The sequence below is a fragment of the Mesorhizobium sp. B2-4-19 genome (genome assembly GCF_006441315.1).
Lineage (GTDB): Bacteria > Pseudomonadota > Alphaproteobacteria > Rhizobiales > Rhizobiaceae > Mesorhizobium.
The window spans coordinates 393,393-415,532 of sequence record NZ_VFUV01000003.1; the positions used below are offsets into that span (position 1 = coordinate 393,393).

24 protein-coding genes and 2 tRNA genes are annotated in these 22,140 nt (G+C 63.1%); 10 read left to right on the forward strand and 16 right to left on the reverse strand.

Annotated elements, in window-relative coordinates; translation table 11 throughout:
* Nucleotides 1–200: 200 nt before the first annotated feature.
* Together FJ546_RS08005 and FJ546_RS08010 are read left to right on the forward strand one after the other, a co-directional pair.
* A complete protein-coding gene (locus tag FJ546_RS08005) occupies nt 201–446 on the forward strand; it encodes a zinc-finger domain-containing protein (RefSeq protein ID WP_140888823.1) in 246 nt (81 codons plus the stop codon).
* A 19-nt stretch (nt 447–465) separates the two neighbouring features.
* Nucleotides 466–1,704 carry an FAD-dependent monooxygenase gene (locus tag FJ546_RS08010; protein ID WP_140888824.1) on the forward strand — a complete coding sequence of 413 codons (1,239 nt, stop codon included), beginning with the start codon at nt 466–468 and terminating at the stop codon, nt 1,702–1,704.
* Nucleotides 1,705–1,769: 65 nt separating this feature from the next.
* Here FJ546_RS08010 and FJ546_RS08015 read toward each other — a convergent pair whose 3' ends face one another.
* The 7 genes from FJ546_RS08015 to FJ546_RS08050 form a co-directional block, all read right to left on the reverse strand.
* Complete coding sequence (locus tag FJ546_RS08015; protein ID WP_140888825.1) at nt 1,770–2,435, reverse strand: TIGR02117 family protein; 666 nt, start codon at nt 2,433–2,435, stop codon at nt 1,770–1,772.
* A 259-nt stretch (nt 2,436–2,694) separates the two neighbouring features.
* Complete coding sequence (locus tag FJ546_RS08025) at nt 2,695–3,498, reverse strand: amino acid ABC transporter ATP-binding protein (RefSeq protein ID WP_140888827.1); 804 nt, start codon at nt 3,496–3,498, stop codon at nt 2,695–2,697.
* Nucleotides 3,499–3,521: 23 nt separating this feature from the next.
* Nucleotides 3,522–4,679, reverse strand: a complete 1,158-nt coding sequence (locus FJ546_RS08030) for an amino acid ABC transporter permease (protein ID WP_140888828.1) — start codon at nt 4,677–4,679, stop codon at nt 3,522–3,524.
* Nucleotides 4,680–4,683: 4 nt separating this feature from the next.
* Entirely contained in the window at nt 4,684–5,871 is a 1,188-nt protein-coding gene (locus tag FJ546_RS08035) for an amino acid ABC transporter permease (RefSeq protein ID WP_140888829.1), read from the reverse strand.
* Nucleotides 5,872–5,932: 61 nt separating this feature from the next.
* On the reverse strand, nt 5,933–6,961 hold the full coding sequence (locus FJ546_RS08040) for an amino acid ABC transporter substrate-binding protein (protein ID WP_095770605.1): 1,029 nt from the start codon (nt 6,959–6,961) through the stop codon (nt 5,933–5,935).
* Between the two features lie 383 nt (nt 6,962–7,344).
* On the reverse strand, nt 7,345–8,205 hold the full coding sequence (locus tag FJ546_RS08045) for a DUF2182 domain-containing protein (RefSeq protein ID WP_140888830.1): 861 nt from the start codon (nt 8,203–8,205) through the stop codon (nt 7,345–7,347).
* Nucleotides 8,206–8,214: 9 nt separating this feature from the next.
* The gene (locus tag FJ546_RS08050; protein WP_140888831.1) at nt 8,215–8,850 is read right to left on the reverse strand and encodes a DUF1326 domain-containing protein; all 636 of its coding nucleotides are present in this window, start codon (nt 8,848–8,850) and stop codon (nt 8,215–8,217) included.
* Nucleotides 8,851–9,201: 351 nt separating this feature from the next.
* Here FJ546_RS08050 and FJ546_RS08055 point away from each other — a divergent pair, with 351 nt between their 5' ends.
* From FJ546_RS08055 to FJ546_RS08075, 5 genes are all read left to right on the forward strand, one after another.
* Nucleotides 9,202–10,383 (forward strand): cystathionine beta-lyase, encoded by a 1,182-nt coding sequence (locus FJ546_RS08055; protein ID WP_140888832.1) that lies wholly within the window; start codon nt 9,202–9,204, stop codon nt 10,381–10,383.
* Nucleotides 10,384–10,610: 227 nt separating this feature from the next.
* Nucleotides 10,611–11,690: an HPP family protein gene (locus tag FJ546_RS08060; RefSeq protein WP_140888833.1), complete on the forward strand. Its 1,080-nt coding sequence runs from the start codon at nt 10,611–10,613 to the stop codon at nt 11,688–11,690.
* 159 nt (nt 11,691–11,849) lie between these two features.
* A complete protein-coding gene (locus FJ546_RS08065) occupies nt 11,850–12,536 on the forward strand; it encodes an RNA polymerase sigma factor (protein ID WP_181167853.1) in 687 nt (228 codons plus the stop codon).
* Between the two features lie 106 nt (nt 12,537–12,642).
* Nucleotides 12,643–13,167 carry a DUF4142 domain-containing protein gene (locus FJ546_RS08070; RefSeq protein ID WP_140888834.1) on the forward strand — a complete coding sequence of 175 codons (525 nt, stop codon included), beginning with the start codon at nt 12,643–12,645 and terminating at the stop codon, nt 13,165–13,167.
* Nucleotides 13,164–13,481 carry a cupredoxin family copper-binding protein gene (locus FJ546_RS08075; RefSeq protein WP_140888835.1) on the forward strand — a complete coding sequence of 106 codons (318 nt, stop codon included), beginning with the start codon at nt 13,164–13,166 and terminating at the stop codon, nt 13,479–13,481. The genes FJ546_RS08070 and FJ546_RS08075 overlap by 4 nt, the downstream gene beginning before the upstream one ends.
* Nucleotides 13,482–13,705: 224 nt before the next feature.
* On the opposite strand, the gene FJ546_RS08085 is transcribed toward FJ546_RS08075, so the two are convergent.
* Nucleotides 13,706–14,581, reverse strand: coding sequence for a crotonase/enoyl-CoA hydratase family protein (locus FJ546_RS08085; RefSeq protein WP_140888837.1), 876 nt, complete (start codon nt 14,579–14,581; stop codon nt 13,706–13,708).
* Between the two features lie 79 nt (nt 14,582–14,660).
* Here FJ546_RS08085 and FJ546_RS08090 point away from each other — a divergent pair, with 79 nt between their 5' ends.
* Nucleotides 14,661–15,245, forward strand: coding sequence for a TetR/AcrR family transcriptional regulator (locus tag FJ546_RS08090; RefSeq protein WP_140888838.1), 585 nt, complete (start codon nt 14,661–14,663; stop codon nt 15,243–15,245).
* A gap of 60 nt (nt 15,246–15,305) precedes the next feature.
* Nucleotides 15,306–16,022 carry a hypothetical protein gene (locus FJ546_RS08095; RefSeq protein ID WP_140888839.1) on the forward strand — a complete coding sequence of 239 codons (717 nt, stop codon included), beginning with the start codon at nt 15,306–15,308 and terminating at the stop codon, nt 16,020–16,022.
* Here the strand turns inward: FJ546_RS08095 and FJ546_RS08100 are convergent.
* From FJ546_RS08100 to FJ546_RS08135, 8 genes are all read right to left on the reverse strand, one after another.
* Nucleotides 15,960–16,829 (reverse strand): tetratricopeptide repeat protein, encoded by an 870-nt coding sequence (locus tag FJ546_RS08100; RefSeq protein ID WP_140888840.1) that lies wholly within the window; start codon nt 16,827–16,829, stop codon nt 15,960–15,962. The genes FJ546_RS08095 and FJ546_RS08100 overlap by 63 nt on opposite strands.
* Nucleotides 16,830–16,846: 17 nt before the next feature.
* Complete coding sequence (locus FJ546_RS08105; protein ID WP_140888841.1) at nt 16,847–18,073, reverse strand: anion transporter; 1,227 nt, start codon at nt 18,071–18,073, stop codon at nt 16,847–16,849.
* A 108-nt stretch (nt 18,074–18,181) separates the two neighbouring features.
* Nucleotides 18,182–19,144: a glycosyltransferase family 4 protein gene (locus FJ546_RS08110; protein WP_140888842.1), complete on the reverse strand. Its 963-nt coding sequence runs from the start codon at nt 19,142–19,144 to the stop codon at nt 18,182–18,184.
* 216 nt (nt 19,145–19,360) lie between these two features.
* Entirely contained in the window at nt 19,361–20,149 is a 789-nt protein-coding gene (locus FJ546_RS08115) for a GGDEF domain-containing protein (protein WP_140888843.1), read from the reverse strand.
* A gap of 178 nt (nt 20,150–20,327) precedes the next feature.
* Complete coding sequence (locus tag FJ546_RS08120; protein ID WP_140888844.1) at nt 20,328–20,549, reverse strand: hypothetical protein; 222 nt, start codon at nt 20,547–20,549, stop codon at nt 20,328–20,330.
* A 172-nt stretch (nt 20,550–20,721) separates the two neighbouring features.
* Entirely contained in the window at nt 20,722–21,009 is a 288-nt protein-coding gene (locus FJ546_RS08125) for a hypothetical protein (RefSeq protein WP_140888845.1), read from the reverse strand.
* A 95-nt stretch (nt 21,010–21,104) separates the two neighbouring features.
* Nucleotides 21,105–21,181, reverse strand: a tRNA-Arg gene (locus tag FJ546_RS08130).
* Between the two features lie 46 nt (nt 21,182–21,227).
* Nucleotides 21,228–21,533, reverse strand: a complete 306-nt coding sequence (locus tag FJ546_RS08135; RefSeq protein ID WP_015318428.1) for an ETC complex I subunit — start codon at nt 21,531–21,533, stop codon at nt 21,228–21,230.
* Between the two features lie 125 nt (nt 21,534–21,658).
* Here FJ546_RS08135 and FJ546_RS08140 point away from each other — a divergent pair.
* Nucleotides 21,659–21,735 (forward strand) — tRNA-Pro (locus FJ546_RS08140).
* Nucleotides 21,736–22,140: the final 405 nt, after the last annotated feature.

Genomic DNA, 22,140 nt, shown 5'->3' on the forward strand with positions numbered 1-22,140 from the left:
GCGCCGCCAGACGGCGATGAACGCTCTAACATGCCTTCGTGAGGCGTGATCGGTCGCGGAATCGCTTGGCTTCCGCGGTCACACGCTTAACCGGCTCAACTTATCCTCTGACAGGCTTTTGCGACAGTTTCATTTCATCGATCTTGCAAAGAGACCTGTTATGATCCAGATGCATGCGAGACTGCGTTAAGGAGACGACGATGGCAGGCGGTTCCATTCCCCATTTCCAGAACGATGCCGGCCATCCGGCGATCGACATCGGGGTCAAGGAATTCATGTGCACGGGCGCCAATCCGCCTTTCGACCACCCGCATGTGTTTCTCGACATGGGAGACGACAATGAAAAAGTCTGCCCCTATTGCTCGACGCTTTACCGCTATTCGCCGAAGCTGAAGGCAACGGAAACGCTGCCGGCAGGCTGCCTCTACATCCACCAAGCCGCCTGATTCTGTCCCGACGGATCTGATGGACGACCAGCGCTCCCGGCAAATCGTCATCGCCGGAGCGGGCGTCGCCGGGCTGACAGCGGCACTTGCTTTTGCCAGACGCGGCTATCGCGTGCAGGTGTTCGAGCAAGCGCCGCGCCTGGAAGCCGTAGGCGCCGGCCTCCAACTTTCTCCCAACGCCACACGCATCCTGCGCGACCTCGGCGTGCTCGACCGGCTGCTGCCGGCGACGGTGCGGCCGGAGGCCGTGGTGCTGAGGGATGCCAGGACGTTACGCCAATTGGCGCGTGTGCCGTTGGGACAATCGGGTGAAAGCCGCTGGGGCGCTCCCTATCTCGTCGCCCATCGCGCCGACCTGCAGGCTGCGCTGATGGCGTGTGTGGCAGAGATGCCTGATATCCATCTCACGCTCGGGGCGCGCGTTGAAAAAATTGCGACTGGCGGCCATGGTGTCACGGCGACCGTCGAGATCGGCGGCAAGACGGCAGAGGAACAGGGTTCCTTGCTGGTCGGCGCCGATGGCGTCTGGTCGTCGGTGCGCGGGCTTGTCGATGCAAAAAGGATGGCATCGCCAAGAAGCCGTTTTTCTGGAGAGCTGGCCTGGCGCACCACCGTTGCGGCCGACAGCAGCGCCGGGCAAGCCTTTGCCGCGATCGGCGCGGCCGATTGCGTCACGACTTTCCTGCATCCGGGTTTCCATATGGTCGCCTATCCCGTCAGCAAGGGCGACGCCTTCAATCTCGTCGCCTTCACCAAAGGTGAGCGCATCGCCGAGGGCTGGTCCGGCCGTGCCGATCCCGGCATCCTGTCCGTCGCCATGCGCGGCGCCGCGCCAGGACTCCTCAAGCTGGTGGAAATGGCCGGCCCATGGCTGACCTGGCCGCTGCACACCGTGGAGCAAAAGCAGCCTTGGACAATGCCAACCGGCATTGCGCTGGTCGGCGATGCCGCGCATGCAATGACGCCGTTCGCGGCGCAGGGCGCGGCAATGGCAATCGAGGATGCCGCGACGCTTGCCACGCTGGTCGCCGACTTTCCCGCCGATCCGCGCCAAAGCCTCACCATCTGGGAAAATCTCCGGCGACCGCGCGTGGAGAAGGTCCTTAAGCGTGGCGCGCTCAACCGGCTTGCCTGGCACGCCCGAGGGCCGGTGGCGCTGGCCCGCAACCTTGTGCTGGCGACGCGGCCGGCGGAGAAGCTCGCGGCCGACCTCGACTGGCTTTATGGTTGGGAGGAACCGAAGGTCGTCAGGCGGTAGGTGTCGAGGCAATAGAGCCCGATAGGTTTGGCGCCAGCGCCAAATCTTGGAACCATCGCGGAATCTCAATTGTACAGCCGCATCGACCACCCCAGCGACACCGGCAGCGGGTTCCACCAGCCGGTGCGCAGGCCGGCGGTACGCAACGCAGCGGCGGTCCAGGTGTTGCAGCCGACCAGCGCATTGAAATGGCCGTTCGCCTCATAGAAGCGGTCGAAGCTGGAGTAGGCCGCATTCTCGATGACGATCGGGCCGCCAGGCCCCTGCTGAAAACTGGCCTTGATGAAATCGAGCAGCGCCGCGAAATGCTCATCACCAATGTCGAAGCCGGCAACATCGGGATGCGGTTCGACGATAGCGCCGGCGACATCCACATGCATGACCGAGGCGTCGAGGGTCAGCGCCTTCATCACCGGAACGGCCTTGAGCTCGGACCAGGTCGGTGTTTCCAGATAGAAGGCGCGGCCACCCCAGCCGAAGACGATGTAGCGCACTTCGGGCGCATCGGACGGCAGCCCGGCGTCTGCCAGGAAGTGGAAGCGCTTGCGTACGGCGGCGTCCACCGGAATGGCGATATCGGTATGGATCGGGTTCTTCAGCACCAGTATGTGGCGCGTGCCCTCGCCCGCCGACGCCGCCGGCCAGAGCGGGCGCGGCACCAGCGTGCCGAGGGTCGCCGCAAGCACGATCGCGGCCAGCACCATGAAGAGGAAACGCAGGATTTTTTTCATCGATGACGCCCCTCCGCCAATCGCATCAGCCGATTCACAAGCAAAGAGCCCGGCCGCAACGCGGCCGGGCTCAGATTGATTACAAACCCCTCGGTTTTTGACAGCAGTCAAAATCGAGGGGTTTTGATTCCGGTTTGTTCGCGATCTGAATCTGAGACGTTCCGTGAATCTTGGGTGATTTCGAGACGTGCGGAGGTTTGTCAGCAGTCTGAGCCCGGCCGCAACGCGGCCGGGCTCTTTGCGCTCGGTGTGGAACCGCTCAGTGCAGGATCTGCGACAGGAACAGCTTTGTCCGCTCATGGCGCGGGTGGTCGAAGAATTCGGCTGGCGTGTTCTGCTCGACGATCTGGCCCTGATCCATGAAGATCACGCGGTTTGCCACCTTGCGGGCAAAGCCCATCTCGTGGGTGACGCACAGCATGGTCATGCCCTCCTCGGCGAGGCCAACCATGGTCTCCAGCACTTCCTTGATCATCTCAGGGTCGAGCGCCGAGGTCGGCTCGTCGAACAGCATGATGCGTGGGTTCATGCACAGCGAACGCGCGATCGCCACGCGCTGCTGCTGGCCGCCGGACAGCTGGCCGGGATATTTATTGGCCTGCTCGGGGATTTTCACGCGCTTGAGGAAATGCATGGCGATTTCCTCGGCCTGTTTCCTCGGTGTCTTGCGCACCCAGATCGGCGCCAGCGTGCAGTTCTCAAGGATGGTCAAGTGGGGGAACAGGTTGAAGTGCTGGAACACCATGCCGACCTCGCGGCGCACCTCGTCGATCTTCTTCAGATCGTTGGTCAGCTCCTTGCCGTCGACGATGATCTTGCCCTTCTGGTGTTCCTCCAGCCGGTTGATGCAGCGGATCATCGTCGATTTGCCGGAGCCCGACGGACCGCAGATGACGATGCGCTCGCCGCGCATCACTTTCAGATTGATGTCCTTCAGCACATGGAACTCGCCATACCATTTGTGCATGGCGATGATGTCGATGGCGACATCGGTGGTCGAGATGTGCATCTTGGCGGCGTTGACCTTGATCTCTTCGGCGCTGACGGCGTTTTCGGTGGCCATGACAGGGTCCCCTTATTCTTTTGTTAGCGTTTGTGGCCGGTGTCGAGCCGGCGTTCAGTGTACATTGAATAGCGCGACATGCCGAAGCAGAACAGCCAGAAGACGAAGGCGGCGAACACCAGGCCGGACCTGGCCGTTTGCGGCGTCGCCCAGTTGGCGTCCGAGAAGTTCTGCTTGACGACGCCAAGCAGGTCGAACATCGAGATGATGAGGACCAGGCTGGTGTCCTTGAACATGCCGATGAAGGTGTTGACGATGCCGGGAATGACCAGCTTCAGCGCCTGCGGCAGTACGATCAGCCCCATCTTCTGCCAATAGCCGAGCCCGAGTGAATCGGCGCCTTCATATTGGCCTTTGGGGATCGCCTGCAGGCCGCCGCGCACGACTTCAGCCATATAGGCGGCGGCAAACAGCGACACGCCGATCAGTGCCCGCAGGAACTTGTCGAAAGTGACGCCCGCCGGCAGGAACAGCGGCAGCATGACACTGACGAAGAACAGGACGGTGATCAGCGGGATGCCACGCACCGTTTCGATGAAGATCACGCACAGCGTCTTGACGATCGGCATTTTCGAACGCCGGCCGAGCGCCAGCACTGTGCCCAGCGGCAACGACACGGCAATGCCGACGAAGGACAGGCTGAGCGTGACCAGCAGGCCGCCCCAGCGCGAGGTCTCGACATGCGGCAGGCCGAACACGCCGCCAATCAGCAGGAAGAACGAGACGATCGGCAGCACCAGGAAGAGCAGGATGGCATTCAGACCCTTGCGCGGCACACGCGGGATCAGCATCGGCACCAGCAGAACCACGAACAGGACGGCCACCAGGATCGGCCGCCAGCGCTCCTCGATCGGATAGGTACCGAACATGAACTGGCCGAACTTGGCGTTGACGAATGCCCAGCAGGCGCCCGTCCAGCCCTCCGGCTGAATGCCGCCTTGTGCGACAGTCGCGCAGACCGTGCGGTCCGGCCCGGTCCACACGGCATTGATGAACGCCCAGTTGATAACTTGCGGCAGGACCCAGGCAACGATGGCGATCCCAAGGATGGTCAGGATGGTGTCGCCGACCGTGCCGACCAGGTTCTTGCGCACCCAGGCCACTGGGCCACGCACACTTGTCGGCGCAGGCTGCGCCAAGGCCATTTCGGTGCGCACCCAGGACATATCGTGTTCCTGCATGGCTCTACCTTTCCACCAGCGCCATTCTGGCGTTGACCACGTTCATGACGGCCGAGGTCACCAGGCTAAGTATGAGATAGGCGATCATCATGATCAGCACACCTTCGACCGCCTGTCCGGTCTGGTTCAGGACTGTGCCGGCGGTCGCCGTCAGGTCTGGATAACCGATGGCGATCGCCAGCGAGGAGTTCTTGGTCAGGTTGAGATACTGGCTGGTCAGCGGCGGGATGACGATGCGCATGGCCTGCGGCACGACAACCAGCCGCAAGATCGACCCGGATCGCAGCCCAAGTGCCGCCGCCGCCTCGGTCTGGCCCTTGCTCACGCCCCTGATGCCGGCGCGCACGATTTCGGCGATGAAGGCCGCCGTGTAGCAGGACAGCGCCAGATAGAGCGACAGGAACTCCGGCTTGACCTGAAAGCCGCCGGTCAGATTGAAGGTCGATTGTTTGGGAAGATCAAAGCTCAGCGGAAAGCCGCTCAGCACATAGGCGAGCAATGGCAGGCCGATGATCAGCGCCACCGAGGTCCAGAGCACCGGAAACTGCTGGCCTGTCGCCATCTGCCGCTGACGCGCCGTGCGGGCGACGAACCAGGCCATGGCAATGCCAACAAGCAGGGCGACCACGATCAGCCAGGAGCCCTCGCCCCAGACCGGACGGGGAAAGTAGAAGCCCCGCTGGTTGAGGAAAGAGCCGAAGGGCAGATGGTAGCTGTCACGCGGCGCCGGCAGCACGGCGAGCACGCCGGAATACCAGAAGAAGATGACCAGCAGCGGCGGGATGTTGCGGAAGACCTCGACATAGACCGTGCAGATCTTCTGGATCAGCCAGTTCTGCGACAGGCGGCCGATGCCGATGACGAAGCCGATGATTGTGGCGGTGATGATGCCGGCCACGGCGACAATGACGGTGTTGATCAGGCCGACGACGATGGCGCGGCCATAAGTCGAGTCCGACGTATAGGCGATCGGCGTATCGGAAATGTCGAAACCGGCGCGTCCCCTGAGGAAGCCGAAGCCCGACGCGATGTGCAGGCGCTGCAGATTGTCGATGACGTTCTGCACGATCCACCAGACGGAGCCGAACAGAACGATGACGACCAGCGTCTGGAAGAAGAGACTGCGGACTTTCGGATCATTGATGAAGGAAGCCCTGCTGGACTCCTCGCGAAGAACTTCCTGCGATGCCATGTGACCGTCCCCTGGAAAGAGAAACCGGAAGGCAGATATCTGCCTTCCGGATCACATTCGGTCAGCGGATCGGCGGAGCGTATTGCAGGCCGCCCTTGGTCCACAGCGCATTGATGCCGCGCGCGATCTTGAGCGGGCTGCCCGAGCCGACATTGCGATCGAACATTTCGCCGTAGTTGCCGACGGCCTTGACGATGTTGACGACCCAGTCGTTGGAGACGCCGAGATCGGTACCGATCTTGGTGTCGGCTTCCTGGCCAAGAACGCGCTTGATCTCCGGGCTGGCCGAGTTCTTCATCTCGTCGACATTGGCCTTGGTGATGCCGAGTTCCTCGGCGTCAAGCAACGCGAAATAGGTCCACTTGACGATGTGGTACCACTGGTCGTCGCCCTGGCGCACCGCCGGTCCGAGCGGCTCCTTGGAGATGATCTCGGGCAGCACGACGTGATCGGCCGGCGAGCCCAGCGTCAGGCGGATACCGTAAAGGCCAGACTGGTCGGTGGTGTAGACGTCGCAGCGGCCGGCGTCATAGGCCGCGTTGACCTCTTCGAGCTTCTCGAAGACGACCGGATTATACTCCATCTTGTTCGCCTTGAAGTAGTCGGCGAGATTGAGCTCGGTGGTGGTGCCGCTCTGCACGCAGACGGCCGCGCCCGAGAGCTGGAGCGCCGAATTGACGCCCGGCAGCTTCTTGGCGTTGATCATGAAACCCTGGCCGTCATAGTAGGTCGTGCCGATGAAATTCAGGCCAAGCGCGGTGTCGCGATTGATGGTCCAGGTGGTGTTGCGCGACAGGATGTCGACCTCGCCGGACTGCAGCGCGGTGAAGCGCTCCTTGGCGCTGAGCGGCGTGAACTTGACCTTGGTGCCGTCACCGAAGACGGCGGCCGCGACAGCACGGCAGAAATCCGCATCGATGCCCTGCCAGTCGCCCTTGTCATCCGGCGCCGAGAAGCCGGCCAGACCCGTCGAGACACCGCACTGGATGAAGCCCTTCGCCTTGACGGTGTCGAGCGTCGTCGCCGATGCGGCCGACGCCATAAACCCAAGCGTAGCGGCGCCAAGGATGCCGATAGCAATATGTTTCATGACCCACAGACCCTTTTCTGTTTCTCAGGCAAAAACCTGATCTTTTTTCCCGTGTGAACGCAGCTCCCATCCAGCCCATTCCCGGAATCCCGCATCGTAACCGACGCGCCGCCTCCCATTCACGAACAGCATCGAAGGCGATAATTCCTGTGAGGTCAAGGAAAATGACCGAATCCGAACGTCTTTGAAAATCGATTGCCTGAAATGCCCGAATTGCAGACAAACGCGCCCGCAATTTAGTCACGGCGCGAATAAAGTCGGCAAAGCGCATTCGACGCGAATGCGGGCCAGCGGCGAAATCCATAACCGGCACGAGCTTGGCGTCCCTGATCTGGATGCCGCGTGAATTGGCACGTCCGAAGACTGTCATCGGACCTGCGCCGTCAAAGCGCACGAGACATCAACCACACGCCGGCCGCCGCCATCAGCGCGCCGGAAATGCGCGAGATCAACAGCCCGCTCGTGGCCGTCTTTTCCAGGAGAACGAGGATGGCGATACCGGCGATCCACAGGATGTTCATGACGCCGCCGACGAACAGCAGGGCCATCAGCGCCCAGCAGCAACCCAGACAATAGAGGCCGTGATCGACGCCTAGCCGAATCGCGCCGAGCGGCGCGGAACGGAACCCGCCATGGCTCATCAGGAACCCGATCGGCCCCTGACATTGGCGCAAGCAGACGCCCTTGATCGGCGTCCATTGATAGAGGCCGGCGGCGATCAGGACGAGGCCGCCGAGGATCGTGCTGTCGGTTGCCATCGAGGGGTCGAGCAGGGCCAGCCGGCCGAGCAGCCATTGCGCGCCGGTCGCGGCGATGCTGAAGACGATCCAGACGGTGAGATAGCCGGTAAAAAACCATCCGGTCGAAGCGATGGGGCGGCCAGCCGCCTGCGCCTTGCGGCCGATGCCAGCATAGAGCAGCAGCAGCGGCGCGACCGAAGGCGTCATCATGCCGACCATCATCACCGCCCACATCGTGAAAATGAAAGCGAAATCGGCGAGTGTCCAGGCTCGGAAGCCAGGCGCCACAGCGGCGCCCAGGTCCATTCCAGCCATGTCCATATTCGACATGTCCATTGCGGCCATATCGCCGCTCGCTCCGGCCGGCATCGGGGACGCGTGCATGGCCATGTCGATGGCAAGCCACAGCACATAGACCCAGGCGAGCACCGCAATCACGACGAGCGCTGCCATCACGACCGTGCGGTCGCGCCGCAGCACCGCCTCTAAGGCCTTGTCGCCCATTGGATCAGCTCAATGGACGACGCCGCTCTGCGTGAGATGCAGATTGGCAAAATGACTGTGCGTATCGGCCACCTCGAACTTGATCGGGCCTGTCGCCTTGGTCCAGCCGCGCCCGATCTCGGCCATTGCGTATTCGAAGCCGTGCGGCAGGTCGATGCGTGCCCGATGCTCGACGCCGGTGACCGGATTCTTGATCGGCTCGCCATGACCGTCGGCTACGCCCTCGACATGCAGCCGTCCGGTTCGCGCGTCGACGTCGACCTCGAATTCGATAGGGGCAAAGATCGGGTCATGGAATTTCTCCAGCGTGGTCGAGAAGACCTCGAATATCGTCGCGCCTGGTTCGGTGTCCTGTCCGCCCAGTATGCGAAGCAGCGCTTCACGCTGGGCCTCGCTCGCCCTCTCGTCGACAACCACCGCTGCTTCGCCGCCGCCCTGATGGATGGCGCCGGGCCAGCGGAAAATCCCGACGAGCCGCAATCCATCGAGTTTGGTGGCTCCGTGATGGCCGCTCTCGATTTCGATGCCGGCAACCGCCTGACAGAAGCCGTGTGTGGGCATGGCGTTGAACTGGCATGGGCAGCCATAGGCGCAATTGCAGTTGACGAATTCGCGCGCCTTCATCGTCCATTTGACGTTGGGCATGGCATTCCTCCCCTTGCGGCGCTCTGTGAGCGCGATACCCGGACCGGGGGATCAGGAGGAGCCCTGCCAAAAACCATCCGGCAGCATCTGATCGAGGCAATCCGGTGATTAATATTAGAAATTTATTATATATGTTTCGCAGCCGCCTACAATAGGTTGACCGAGGGACGATCGGCTCCGCTGACAATCACTGCCGCACACCTCGGCCAGCCCGTTTCAGGACCCCGCAGCTATGCCGTTCAGGTGGAGAATTGGCATATTCGAAGTCTATCCCTGGCGGATGGTGGGCTGTTGCGCGGTCCATGCCGCCGCACTATGGCTAGCGCCTTGTCAAACAGGCGACGATGAAGAATGGCTAAGGACGGCAACGAACAGGGCTCCGGCAAAATGGGCATCAACACGCGGTTGGCCCATTCGGGCAACAACCCGCACGACTATTTCGGCTTCGTCAATCCGCCTGTCGTGCACGCCTCGACCGTGCTGTTCCGCAACGCCGCCGCAATGGCTGGCCGCAGCCAGAAATACACCTACGGCACGCGCGGCACGCCGACGACGGACGCCCTTGCCCAGGCCATCGACGCGCTCGAGGGATCCGCCGGCACGATCGTGGTGCCGTCCGGCCTTGCGGCGGTGACTATTCCGCTGCTCGCCTTCGTATCGGCCGGCGATCACCTGCTGATCGTCGACAGCGTCTACCATCCGACCCGTAATTTCGCCGACACGATGCTGAAGCGGCTCGGCGTCGAGGTGGAGTATTATGATCCAGGTATCGGCGCGGGCATCGCCGCCTTGATCAAGCCCAACACCAAGGTGGTGTTCACGGAATCGCCGGCCTCCAATACGTTCGAGGTGCAGGACATCCCGGCGATCGCCAAGGCGGCGCACGCGGCCGGCGCTATCGTGATGATGGACAACACCTGGGCGACGCCGCTCTATTTCCGGCCGCTCGACCACGGCGTCGACATCTCCATCCACGCGGCGACGAAGTACCCGGCCGGCCATTCGGACGTGCTGCTGGGCACGGTTTCGGCCAATGAAAGCCACTGGAAACAGCTCTATGAGAGCTTCTGCACGCTCGGCTGCTGCGCGGGCCCCGACGATGTCTACCAGGTGCTGCGCGGCTTGCGCACCATGGGCGTGCGCCTTGAGCATCACCAGCGTAGCGCGCTTGCCGTCGCGTCGTGGCTCGAAGGCCAGAGGGGCGTGGCGCGCGTGCTCCACCCTGCCCTTCCCAGCCACCCGGACCACGCTCTGTGGAAGCGCGACTTTTGCGGTTCGAGCGGCATCTTCTCCATCGTGCTTGCCGGCGGCGGCCAGAAGGAGCAGCACGCTTTCCTCGACGCGCTGCAGATCTTCGGCCTCGGCTATTCCTGGGGCGGCTATGAGAGCCTTGCGGTGCCGGTCTGGCTTGGCGACCGCGTCGTTGCAAAAGGCCCCTATGAAGGCCCGTTGATCCGCCTGCAGATCGGCCTCGAGGATGTAGACGACCTGAAAGCCGACATTTTGCGCGGTCTGGCCGCAGCGACGGCTTAACCAGCGCGCATGGACTGATTGCCGGACAGAATCAGCAGACGGCCGCAAGGCCTTGGCGCTGATGACAAAGCGCGAGCCGCTCGCGGCACCCCATTGCTGCGCGTCGCGCAATACTATTCTCCCAGGCCGCTGCTTTCGGGATTTGTTTGGCTTTCAAATCCGTGGGTTCGGTCGCATTGCGTGCTGCACTGGTACCCTCGTCCAATCCTATTGGTCACAACCCTGCCATGGCCTTTCGTCTTTTTGTCCCCATCCTTGCCGGCGCGACGCTGCGAGAGCGGCTGCTGGCCTGTATCGGCGCCACGATCGGCATCGCGCTGACCGGCGTGATCAGCGGGCTGGCAATGGGCGGCGGCCCGCATGTGGCCCTGCTGGTGGCGCCGATGGGCGCCTCCGCCGTGCTTCTCTTCGCCGTGCCCGCCAGCCCGTTGGCGCAGCCCTGGTCGATCATCGGCGGCAACTCCATATCGGCGCTGGTGGGTGTGACGGTGGCGCATTTCATCCATGATCCGGTCATGGCCTCGGGCCTCGCCGTGGCGCTCGCCATCGCGGCCATGTCGTTCGCGCGCTGCCTGCATCCGCCCGGTGGCGCGGCGGCGCTGACGGCGGTGCTCGGCGGGCCGGCGGTAGTCAGCGCCGGCTTCCTGTTTCCGTTCGTGCCGGTGGCCCTGAATTCGATCATCCTGGTCACGCTCGGCCTGCTTTTCCACAGGCTGGCGCGGCGCAACTACCCGCATGTCGCCGCCCCCGCGGCCAACAGCCATGGGACGGCCGATCCGCCGGCGCAGCAGCGCGTCGGCTTCCGGCCCGAGGATATCGACGCGGCGCTGACCACGCTCGACGAAACCTTCGACATCGACCGCAACGACCTCGAACGGCTCCTGAGGCAAGTCGAGCTGCAGGCCATGGTGCGCTCACACCGGACGCTGCTTTGCCGGGACATCATGTCCCGCGACGTGGTTTCGGTGCCCGAGCAGGCCACCGCCGACGAGGCGCGCCAGCAACTGCTCGATCACAACATCCGCACCTTGCCGGTAGTCGACGCGGATGCCCGGCTGGTTGGCGCCGTCGGCCTGCGCGAGCTGACGAAGACGACCGATACGGTGAAGGGCGTGATATCGAAGGCCGGCACCGCTTCGCCCGAGACACCGGCGATGAGCCTGCTTCCCGTACTGACCGACGGCCGCAGCCACGCCGTGGTCATCGTCGACGATGAGCGGCGCATTCTCGGCCTGATCACCCAGACCGACCTGCTGGCGGCGGCAGCGCGCGTGCAGGCCGCAGACAAAGGACTGGCGGCGGCTTAGAGCAACTCCAGGAAAAGTGTGTGTGCGCAGTTCGCCGTTTCCGTAAAAACGGTGAACTGATCTAGAATAGCGGAGCCAGGTTGCCGAAATCCGGGAACCTTTTTCCGGCGGGCGCATCGAACGTGCAGTCAAGCGTCTGTTCGGGGAGATCCGGTCGCGATGAGCAAGCTCGCAATACCCGTCAAAATGCCCGGGGTGGCCGAGGCTCTGTCCGGCGACATGCTGCTTGTACAGCGAGCCCTGGCGCGCGACGCAGGCGCCTTCCGCACTATCATCAAGACATACAACCAGCGGCTCTACCGCATCGCGCGCGGCATACTGCGCAACGACGCCGAAGCCGAGGACGTCGTCCAGGAGGCCTATGTCCACGCCTTCGCCAATCTGGCGGCATTTCGCGGCGACTCTTCGCTTGCCACCTGGCTGTCGCGCATCGTCATCAACGAAGCACTCGGCCGCCTGCGCAAGAGGCGCCGCACCGTGGCGATGCCCGAAAATCCGGAAGCGCAAATCATCCGCTTTCCCCTCAACCCCAACGACGACCCAGAGCGAACGATGGCGCAGCGGCAGATTCTCGCACTTATCGAACGGGCGACCGACAGCCTGCCTGACATCTACCGCATGGTCTTCGTGGCCCGCGTCATCGAGGGCCTGAGCATGGAGGAAACCGCCGATCTGCTGGGCGTGCGGCCGGAGACCGTCAAGACAAGGCTGCACCGGGCGCGTAGCCTGTTGCGCAAGGCGCTGGACGATGAGATCGGCCCAGTCCTGCTCGACGCCTTCCCCTTCGCCGGCCGCCGCTGCGAGCGTTTGACCAAGGCCGTTATGGCACGGCTGGGCTTCGAATGATCCCGTCGCGATTTTGCGGGAACGTTTCTCCCGGCCGCGCATCCAATCGGCGTCAACTGGAAATGTAAGCCCGGCGCTTCCTTGCGGCCGGGCGAAGGAGGATGCCATGTTCACCCGATATACCGCCGCCCTTGCCGCCGTGCTTTTCGTCAGCGCTGCTCCGTTCGCGCAGGCCGCCGACAAGCCGACCGACCCGCAGATCGCCCATATCGCCTACACAGCCGGCGTCCTCGACATCGAGGCGGCCAAGCAAGCGATCAAGACATCGAAGAACAAGGAGGTCGTCGCGTTCGCCAAGGACATGGAGCGCGACCATGAGGCGGTGAACAAGCAGGCGCTCGATCTGGTCAAGAAGCTCAAGGTGAAGCCCGAGGACAACGCCACCAGCCAGGCGCTGACCAAGGCGGCTGAACAAGAACGCGCCAAGCTCGCCAAGCTGAAGGGCGCCGCTTTCGACAAGGCCTATATCGAGAATGAAGTCGCCTATCACAAGCAGGTCGACAGCGCGCTCGAAACGCTGCTCATCCCTTCTGCCAGCAATGCCGAACTGAAGAGCCTGCTCGAGACCGGCCTCAAGATCTTCCAGGGGCATGAGCAGCACGCCGAACATGTCGCCGGCATGCTGAAATGAAGGCGGGCGTCTTGATCCGTCTGCCGTGGCTGGCCGCTCTGGCGCTTATGACGGCGCCGGTGGCGGCCGCAACCATAGAGGTCACCATCGACAAGCTCGTCTTTTCCCCGGCAACCGTCGAGGCGAAGGTCGGCGACACGATCGAGTGGGTGAACAAGGACGTGGTTGCCCACACGGCCACCGTCAGGGGCGGCTGGGAGGTGATGATCCCGCCGAAGAAATCGGCGAGCCTGACACTGAAGGCTGCTGGAGCGGTCGACTATTTCTGCCGCTTCCACCCCAACATGAGGGGCCAGATGAACGTGGCGCCGTGATGCCATCGCGGGCTGGCGGCGCACAGCCGCCAGCGTGCAGGCCCTCGCAGGCTTTCACATGTGAGAAATCCTCGCTGCAGACGAACCGCGCCAGCGCTCGCCGATCGGCAGGCGACTTCGAGGGCGGCAAGAGCAGCGCTTTGAAAGTGCCGGGGCAGTTGGGGTGCATCGTCAGGGCGAAGTGATGGCCGTCAGGCAGCGACGCTGTCCCCCGACATGACGCCTCATCGCGACGCTTTGGCCTGCCCCGCAACCTGGTCGAGCCGCGGCGAGGCGCGCCTTGCCTCGTCCGGCCCTGTGATGTGCGTCCAGGAGCCGTCATAGCTGGGCCTGCGCCGCTCGATCCAGGCGGCAAGGCCTTCCCTGAGATCGACGGTCGGGACCATGCGGGCGAACTGCTCGGCCTCGACCAACAGCCCTTCGGCTATGCTGAGGTTGATGCCGCGCGCCACCGCGGTAAGAATGCCGGCGAGCGCCGCCGGCGAATGCGTGACGATGCGGCGGGCAAGATCGTGCGCTGCCGGCATCAGCTCGGCATGCGGCACAATCTTGTTGACGAGGCCGAGTTCGGCCGCTCGTTCAGCCGAAAAGGTTGCGCCCGTCAAAAGCAGTTCCAGCGCGCGCTTGCGCCCGGCAAGCCGCGGCAGGCGCTGCGTGCCGCCGAAGGTCGGCGGCATTGCGAGATTGATCTCAGGCTTGGCGAACAGGGCGCGGTCGCTGGCGATGGCCAGCGGCACGGCCTCGGTGATCTCGCAGCCTCCGCCGAAGGCAATCCCGTTGACGGCGGCGATGATGGGTTTGCGGAAGGCTTCGAGCCTTGCCGTCAGTCGCTGGCCGCGCAGGACGAAGTCGCGCAGCGCCACATCCGTGCCTGCGGCGACACTCAATGAGAATTCGCCGATATCGCCGCCGGCGGAGAAGGCGCGTTCGCCGGCCCCGGTCAGGATGACGGCGCGGACCGCATTGTCGGTCTCTATCGTGTCGAGGATCGCGAGCAGGCGATCGATCAGGGCGTAGTTCAGCGCATTGAGCTTTTCCGGGCGGTTGAGGGTGAGGACGCTTACCCCGTCGCGGGTCTCGTTCAAGACAAGATCGGCCATTGTTCTTCCTTTCCAGATACGACGGAAAGGGATCACGCTTTCGATTGCGTGTATATTCACTAGGCGGTATACATCGCTCATGCCCGAAGCCGTCAGCCCGACCCGCAAACGCATCGTCGACGCCGCGACGAAGCTGTTCTATGCCGAGGGAATCGGCCGCGTCAGCGTCGACGCGATTGCCGAAAAGGCGGGCCTCACCAAGCGGACGCTCTACTACCACTTCAAGAGCAAGGACGACCTCATCGCCGCCTATCTCGACGCGCGCGACCAGCCCAATCTGCGGCAAATGGCCGGCTGGTTCGATGCCGCCGAAGGCGGCGCGGACCGCAAGACCGAGGCGATCTTCAGCAATCTGGCGCGGGTTGCGCACCACCCGAAATGGAAGGGATGCGGTTTCCTGCGCACGGCCGCGGAACTCGCTTCGATGCCCGGCCATCCGGCGATCAAGGTCGGATCACGCCACAAGTCAAATTTCGAGGCATGGCTGGCCGGCGCGTTGTCCGACCTCGGCGTCGAGGAGCCGCAGGCGGTGGCGCGCGAAATCGTGCTTTTGATCGATGGCTCCTTTTCGATCATGCTGGTCCACCGCAATCCCGATTACATCGAGGCGGCAGGACGAGCAGCGGCGACGCTTGTCCGGGCCAGATCGCGGAACAAGGGCTGACCAACCCGCGGCTTGGAACGCAGCCGGCAAGCATGGTATCGCAATGCCAGGGAGGCGGTGATGCGTATCATCTTTCGATGTGATCCAATGTTGATCGAGCATTTGCCGCGCCCGATCCCGGCGCGCGGCGCTCTGCCGGAATGGCTGCGCGCGATGCCCGCCACCGCCTATTCGGCGATCCACGGCCGCGACATTCGCACGCTCAAGCAATGCCCACCCGTTGTCGATGCGATGACCTATGGCTTCATGGTCCTGCTGCCGTGCGACGTCGTCGTCGACAAGGGCACCTTTTCGTGGGACTGGCAAATTCCAGAACCGGTCACGCAAAACCACCCCAGAGCGCCATTGAGCTTCCACACGCCGGGGCAGCTCGCCGGCAGCCCGTTTGCTACGCCCGGCCAAGCCGCCCTCAAATTCAACAGCTTCTGGACCATCGAGGTCGAGGAAGGCTGGTCGCTGTTCGCGACGCATCCGATCAATCGCGAGGATCTTCCTTTCAGGCTGGTGACTGGGCTGGTGGATTCCGACCGGTTCAGCGATGGCGGCATCAATTTCCCGGCGGTCTGGACGGAACCTGGGTTCTCCGGTGTGCTCGGGAAAGGAACCCCGGTCGCACAGTGCTTTGCGGTTCCGCGGGCGGCGCCGCAGCTGGAATACCAGGTGTTCGACGAAGAACGGCAGGCGTCTTATGCGCGCACGGTCGCTAATGTCCTTTCAACGCCGGGTGTCTACCGCAAGCGGTTCCGCGCCCGGCGGGGGCGCTCCACTGGCGAGTGACCGGCGCAGTGCTTCCTCATCAAGCCACAGCCGACCACTCGGCGCCGATGTAAGCGCCATGGCGATGACGCCGAACGTGGATGGGCGCAGACGATAGGCCGTTGAATACGCCAGCATCGCCCCTTCGAGATCACCAGTTTCCTGCAAGACGACACCCAGATTGACGGCAGCCTCCGGGGTATCGGGGCTCATCTCCAGCACGCGTCGATAGGCCTGGGCGGCGGCACCGAACTTGCGCATGTCCTGACGCACCAACCCGAGATCAAACCAGGCAGAAGGATGCCCGCCGCCGGCGACGGCGCGTTCGAGGAAGCCCTCTGCCTCGACTGACGCACCGCGTTGCCAGGCAAGGCGTCCGAGGCGCGCCGCAGCCTCCTCGGATTTCGGATCCCGTTGCAAGACAAGTGTCCACCATTCGCCCGCGGCCAAAGCATTGCCTGCCTGATCGAGGGTACGTGCCCGCTCGATCAGTATTTCCGCCTGTGATGACAGCTTTGCCGCGCGATCCAGCTGTTGCATCGCTGCTTCGAACCGGCCGTCGGCCCGAGCAATCCTGCATGCCAGAATCAAAGCGGGCACATTATCCGCATGAGCGGCCAGACTCGTCTCGATGCGCGAGCGAGCTCCCGACAAATCCGCCCTGGCGAACAGGATCGCCGCCAGAAGATGGCAAAGCGCCGGATCATTCGGGTGTTGCTTCAGGCCTAATTCGCACAGCTGCATTGCCTGGCCGTGATTGCCGGAATTGAAAGCGGCCACCGCACGTCGGATCAGATCGCCGCTTTCGACTTGATTCGTATCCGTCACCGCTTTTGCCACTCCCGCTAGAACCCGAAGGCCAGCCATGCCGTGCCGGCGACGAGCGTGATCAGCGTCAGCGGCAGGCCGACCTTGAAGAAGGTACCGAACGACAAGGGCGTGCCGGCAGCCTTGGACTGCTCGGCGACGATCAGGTTGGCGACCGAGCCGAGCAGCGTGAAATTGCCGGCGAGCGTTGAACTCATCGCCACCACCAGCCAAGCCCGTTCGGGGTTTTCCAGCCCAGGTATGAACGGCCGCAGCGCCAGCACCGCCGGAACATTGCTCATGATGTTGGAGAGCACCGCGGTGAAGCCGGACAGGCGCCAGACGTCGTCGAGGCCGAGATTCTTGGCCGAGACGATGAGATCTGGCGTCAGCAAGGTCCTCTCGGCGCCGGCGATCACCACGAACAGACCGGCGAACATGAACAGCAGCGGGCCATCGATCTCACGGTAGATGCGGTCCGGCTTGATGGCGCGGGTGAGCAGGAGAATGGCACCGCCGATCAATGCCGCCTTGGCAACGGGGACGCCGGCGAAGAAGGCGATGGCCAGTCCGATGCAGACGATCACGGCCTTCAGCACCTGCCCGCGATGCATGCGGCCGCGCGAGACGTGCGGCGTCAATTCGGCGGTGCGGGTGAATTCGGCGCGATAGACGATGCGCACGATGACGATGACCGCGACGAGGCCGAACAGGGCGACCGGCGCCAGCGCCGCCGAAAAAGCGGGATAGGAAATGCCCGACAGCGCGCCGATGACCATGTTCTGCGGATTGCCGGTGATGGTGGCGACGCTGCCGCAGTTCGAGGCGGTGGCGGTGGCGATCAGATAGGGGATCGGATTGCGATTGATGACGCGGGTGACGTGGACGACGATCGGCGCCATGACCAGGCAGATTGCGTCGTTGACCAGGAAGGCCGACAGCACGCCGGTCAGCAGCGTCACCATCATCAGGAGCATGAAGGGCGCGTGCGCGTGTTCGATGGCGATGGCGCCCAGGCCGCGAAAGGCGCCGGAGACCTTCAGATGCGCCACCACGATCATCATGCCGAGCAGAAGCGTGATCGTGTCGAAATTGATGGCGCGGTAGGCGTCCTCCATGCTGATCGCGCCAATAGCGATCATCGCGGCGCCGCCAAGCAGCGCGATGCCTGCCCGGTCAAGACGCAAACCGGGGATGCGGCCGATGGCGACGCCGGCATAGGTCAGGACCAGGATCAGCAGAGCCGCCGCGCCCATCAACGTCATTGGTAAGAAGCCCCGCTCGATCTGGTGGCGCCGATGCGGTCCGCCCGGTGGTTCTTTTGCACGTCAACTTTAACGATGTCGAGATTGACGACAAACGGGGCGGTAGCGCTAACGCCGATAGAAATCCAGCCGCTGTTGCAATGCCTGCGGCGAAAACAGTCGCTCGACGGTCTGCCGCGCTTTGTGGCCCACGTTAGTCCGCAGCGCCGGATCGGCCTTGAGCTCGGCCAGGATGCGCGCCGCCTGTTGCGTCGTCTCGAACAGAAAACCGTTTTCGCCATGGCCGATATGGTCGGCATAGCCGCCATGCGCATGGCAGACCACGGGCAAACCGCAAGCCATCGCCTCGAACACCACGCGGCCGAATGTCTCCACATGCGTGCCGGTGCGATAGTAGAAGACGTCGAGCGTCGGCAAGAACTGCTCGGCGGCAAACTGGCCCTGCGGCAGGAGTTCGAGTTGCGGATGCGGCGCGAGCCTGTCCTTCAGCGACATGCCGCCCTGGATCCGCACCGCAACGCCATCGGCCAGCAAGGCCTCGTAGAGCGCCACATCGTCGGCATGATGCTTGTCCGCCGTGTCGCGGCTCAGCCGCCCCACCGTGAACGGGCCGTCCGGCCTCGCCGGTCGTGGTGAGAAACGCCCGATATCGATCGGCGACGGATGCACGACGCCTTCGACATGCAGCATGCGCTTCTGGAATTCCGAGATCAGCACCAATTCGGCGTCGGGCCAGCCCAGCAGGCGCGGCATGCCGGTCGTCAGCCCGATGATCTTCGGGTGAAAGGTGTTGAAGACATAGATCAGCCGGCGTGGCCGCCGGATCAGGTAAGGCCAGATTTTGTTGCGCCAATGCGCGCCGAGGAAGACATAGGTGCCGCCGTCCGGCACCTCGCGCTTTGTCGGCGAGACGCGGCGAATCGGAAATTGCCGCATGAGTTCGTCGGACACGCGCGAAGAGATTGCCCAAAGACACACCTGCCGGTCGGCACTCAACAGCCGATACAGGTCCAGGGTTTCGCGCTCGCTGCCGCCAAACGGGTTCTGAAAGCCGTTGAACAAATGGATCATGATCGCCGCGCTTGCCTGGCCCGGGCCATCCCGCCACTCGTTCGCCGGCACCGAAACAGGTCGTGACTGCGCGGGTAGCCCGGGAGACCGAGGAGATCAAGAAAGCAGAAATGTCTCTGGCGACGCCCAATACATCACCTTAGCCGGAGGAAGCACACCGGCAAGACGGCGTCAAGGAAGCGTCGACCTCAGCCTTCACGCGCAGCAAGGCTGCGGTCAATGCACCGTGGCGGCGCTGGACTGAGACACCAGGGCGGCTTCCGCCGGGTCGAAACTGACCTGATCGCGGCCATTCGACTTGGCGGCATAAAGCCGTCTGTCTGCGGCTGAGAATATGGCCTCGTAAGTCGTCGGCCCGCTGAAGCTGGTGCCGCCGATACTGACGGAAAGCGGACAGGCGCGGCCGCCGGGCGAAAAGTCCATTTCGCGAATTCGCCGGCGGATGCCTTCGGCAACCAGCCAGGATTGCGAGGGGTCGACACCGGGAAGAAACACGCCAAACTCCTCGCCGCCGATGCGGCCGACGATATCGCTGCCGCGCAGCTGTCCCTTGATCGCCTGCGCGATCAGCTTGAGCGCCTGGTCGCCACAGTCATGGCCGAGGCGGTCGTTGATAGACTTGAAGTGGTCGGCGTCGATGATCAGCAGCGCGCCGGAACGTGTCCGTTCCTGCTTGCGGGTGTCCTCGATATAGGCCTCGACCAGCATCGAGAAGGCGCCCCGATTCAGCACCGCCGTCAGACTGTCGGTGGCGGCGATGACGCTGAGGTCGCGCTGAGCTATCGCCAGCTGGCGGATCTTCCACATGAGAAAAAACAGAAACGACCCGCCCAGCACCAGGGGCAGCATGAGGTCCGTCATTTGCGCGCGCCAGACGGCCTCGGGCGAGAGATAGGGGAAATTGAAGGAATCGACGAAAAATGCCACGGCAATGAAGAATACCGTGCCGGCGGCGGTGACAGCGATCACCCTGCCCCAGCTGGTCGACGACAGGTCGAACTTCATCCCATTCCACTCCGTTAGCCGTCGCTACTGTGACGCGCCAACGCAAACAAATTGATAAGACTTTCCCTTCAATTCGAGATCAGGGAGCCGGAGCATGCTCGCCCAATGGACCGCCGTGCCCCGGCGGTGAACGCAAGCCCGCCGACTAAATTTCGCGCGATGCGGGGAATTCAGAACGTCAATGGTTCGGTGCCGGTCCACTTGCTTCGACAACGAAGGATGCCGCGATCAGGTCGTCGGCATCCAGTTGTAGGGACCCGTCGCCCGCCCCCATGATCGCCGCGACCTTGTGGAAGGTCTTCATCTCATGATCGGAAATTTCGGCATCCTGCATTCTGGCTCTGAGTTGAGCGATACGCCGCCCCAAGGCGGGGGACGTTCCAATTTCGCGTTTCGACATGGCCTCGTTTTCTCCTCCCCCAACCCGCGCCTGTTTGTCCCGCCCGTTCGCCAGCCCGCACATTGCCTTTTATGAGGCTCCGCGAATACAAGGCCCCGAACGCCTGATGTGGGCTAAGGTTCCAACTTCGGCGGATCACGAAATAATTCCGGGTCGCCCACGCAGCTTTGCCCTATTGGCCGGCCGTCAGCACCATCGTCACGGTGGAGTTGCGCGCCTCAACCCGCTCCAGACACCGACCCTGAATGTTCGGCCACCTCGCGGCGGCGCATTCCTTGTCGGCGGTGGCAACGGGTTCGCTGCGCTGTACGTCGGCGGCTTGGGTGACCGTCGATGAGAAAAGAACCGTCTGCGTTATCAGAGCCGAGAAAACGGCAACCTGGAACAGCACGGCGGCGAAGGCGATCTTCTTGAGCATGCGATGCAACGCGCCGGCAAGCGTCAGGTTCCCGCCGGTCATTTCTTAGCGCGAGCCTGCACCGTGCCGGCGCGGCAGAAAGCGAACCGACACGCCTTCAACAGGAAGGAAATAACCTCGTAAAATCATCGATTTATTGGCGATCCCGACAGGATTCGAACCTGTGACCATCGGCTTAGAAGGCCGGTGCTCTATCCAGCTGAGCTACGGGACCGCTGGCCGGCCAAAGCGGCCGGCTGGATATCTGGCGCTGGCGCCGTTCAATGCGTCCAGGGCGTCCTGCGGTCATAGCGGAAATTCTCCGCATAGGAAATCTGGCGGCGCTTGGTCTCTTTGGGCTCCTCGACACGGAAGGCAAGCCCTTCCTTTTCGGCGTAGGCCACGGCCTCTTCGCGCGTGTCGAAGGTCAGCCTGATCTGGCTTCTCATGTCTCCCGACGTCGTATAGCCCATCAAGGGGTCGATCTTCTTGCGCATCTCGGGGTCGAATTCCAGCACCCAATGGCCGGTCTTGGCCTTGCCGGATTGCATCGCGGTTTTGGCTGGGCTGAAAATGCGCGCGGACATGGCCACCTCATGGTTGTGCAAGGCAGCATCGCCGCCCCTCCGCCCGTCATTACTGCGCAATGCGCATGGCGGCAAGGTTTTTGCTCTTGCCATGTAACACCGAAATGAATAGGCAACAGACCGTTCGGAGTGTAGCGCAGGCTGGTAGCGCATCTGGTTTGGGACCAGAGGGTCGGGAGTTCGAATCTCTCCACTCCGACCATCCTCTTCATAGCTGGTGCGATCCAGGCGCCCTCGCCCGCCACGAGAGCCTGAACCACGGCCGCCGCGTGCCGTTGATCGGGCGATACGCGCTCCGGCTTTCCATGCAACGATACGCGCGCCGGTCCAGTCCTGCTGAATGAGCGCCCCCACTCCGCCCGACTTCAAGCCCGGAGCGCGCTTTCTATGTCGGTCGTGGATAGATCGGGTCCTAAGAACAGTTGAAGGCAAGCTCGCCGGGCGAGAACCCCAAACTCAATCCCGGCGAGCCTACAACCTGATTTGGAACGCAATCAGGACCGGGGTCAGCCGGCAAGCTGGTGCAGCAAGATGGATGCCAGTTCTTTTTCCCGAAATGGGACAGTTTCCTAACTATTGGTTTGTTGTTTCCATAGCCACGCTTGAT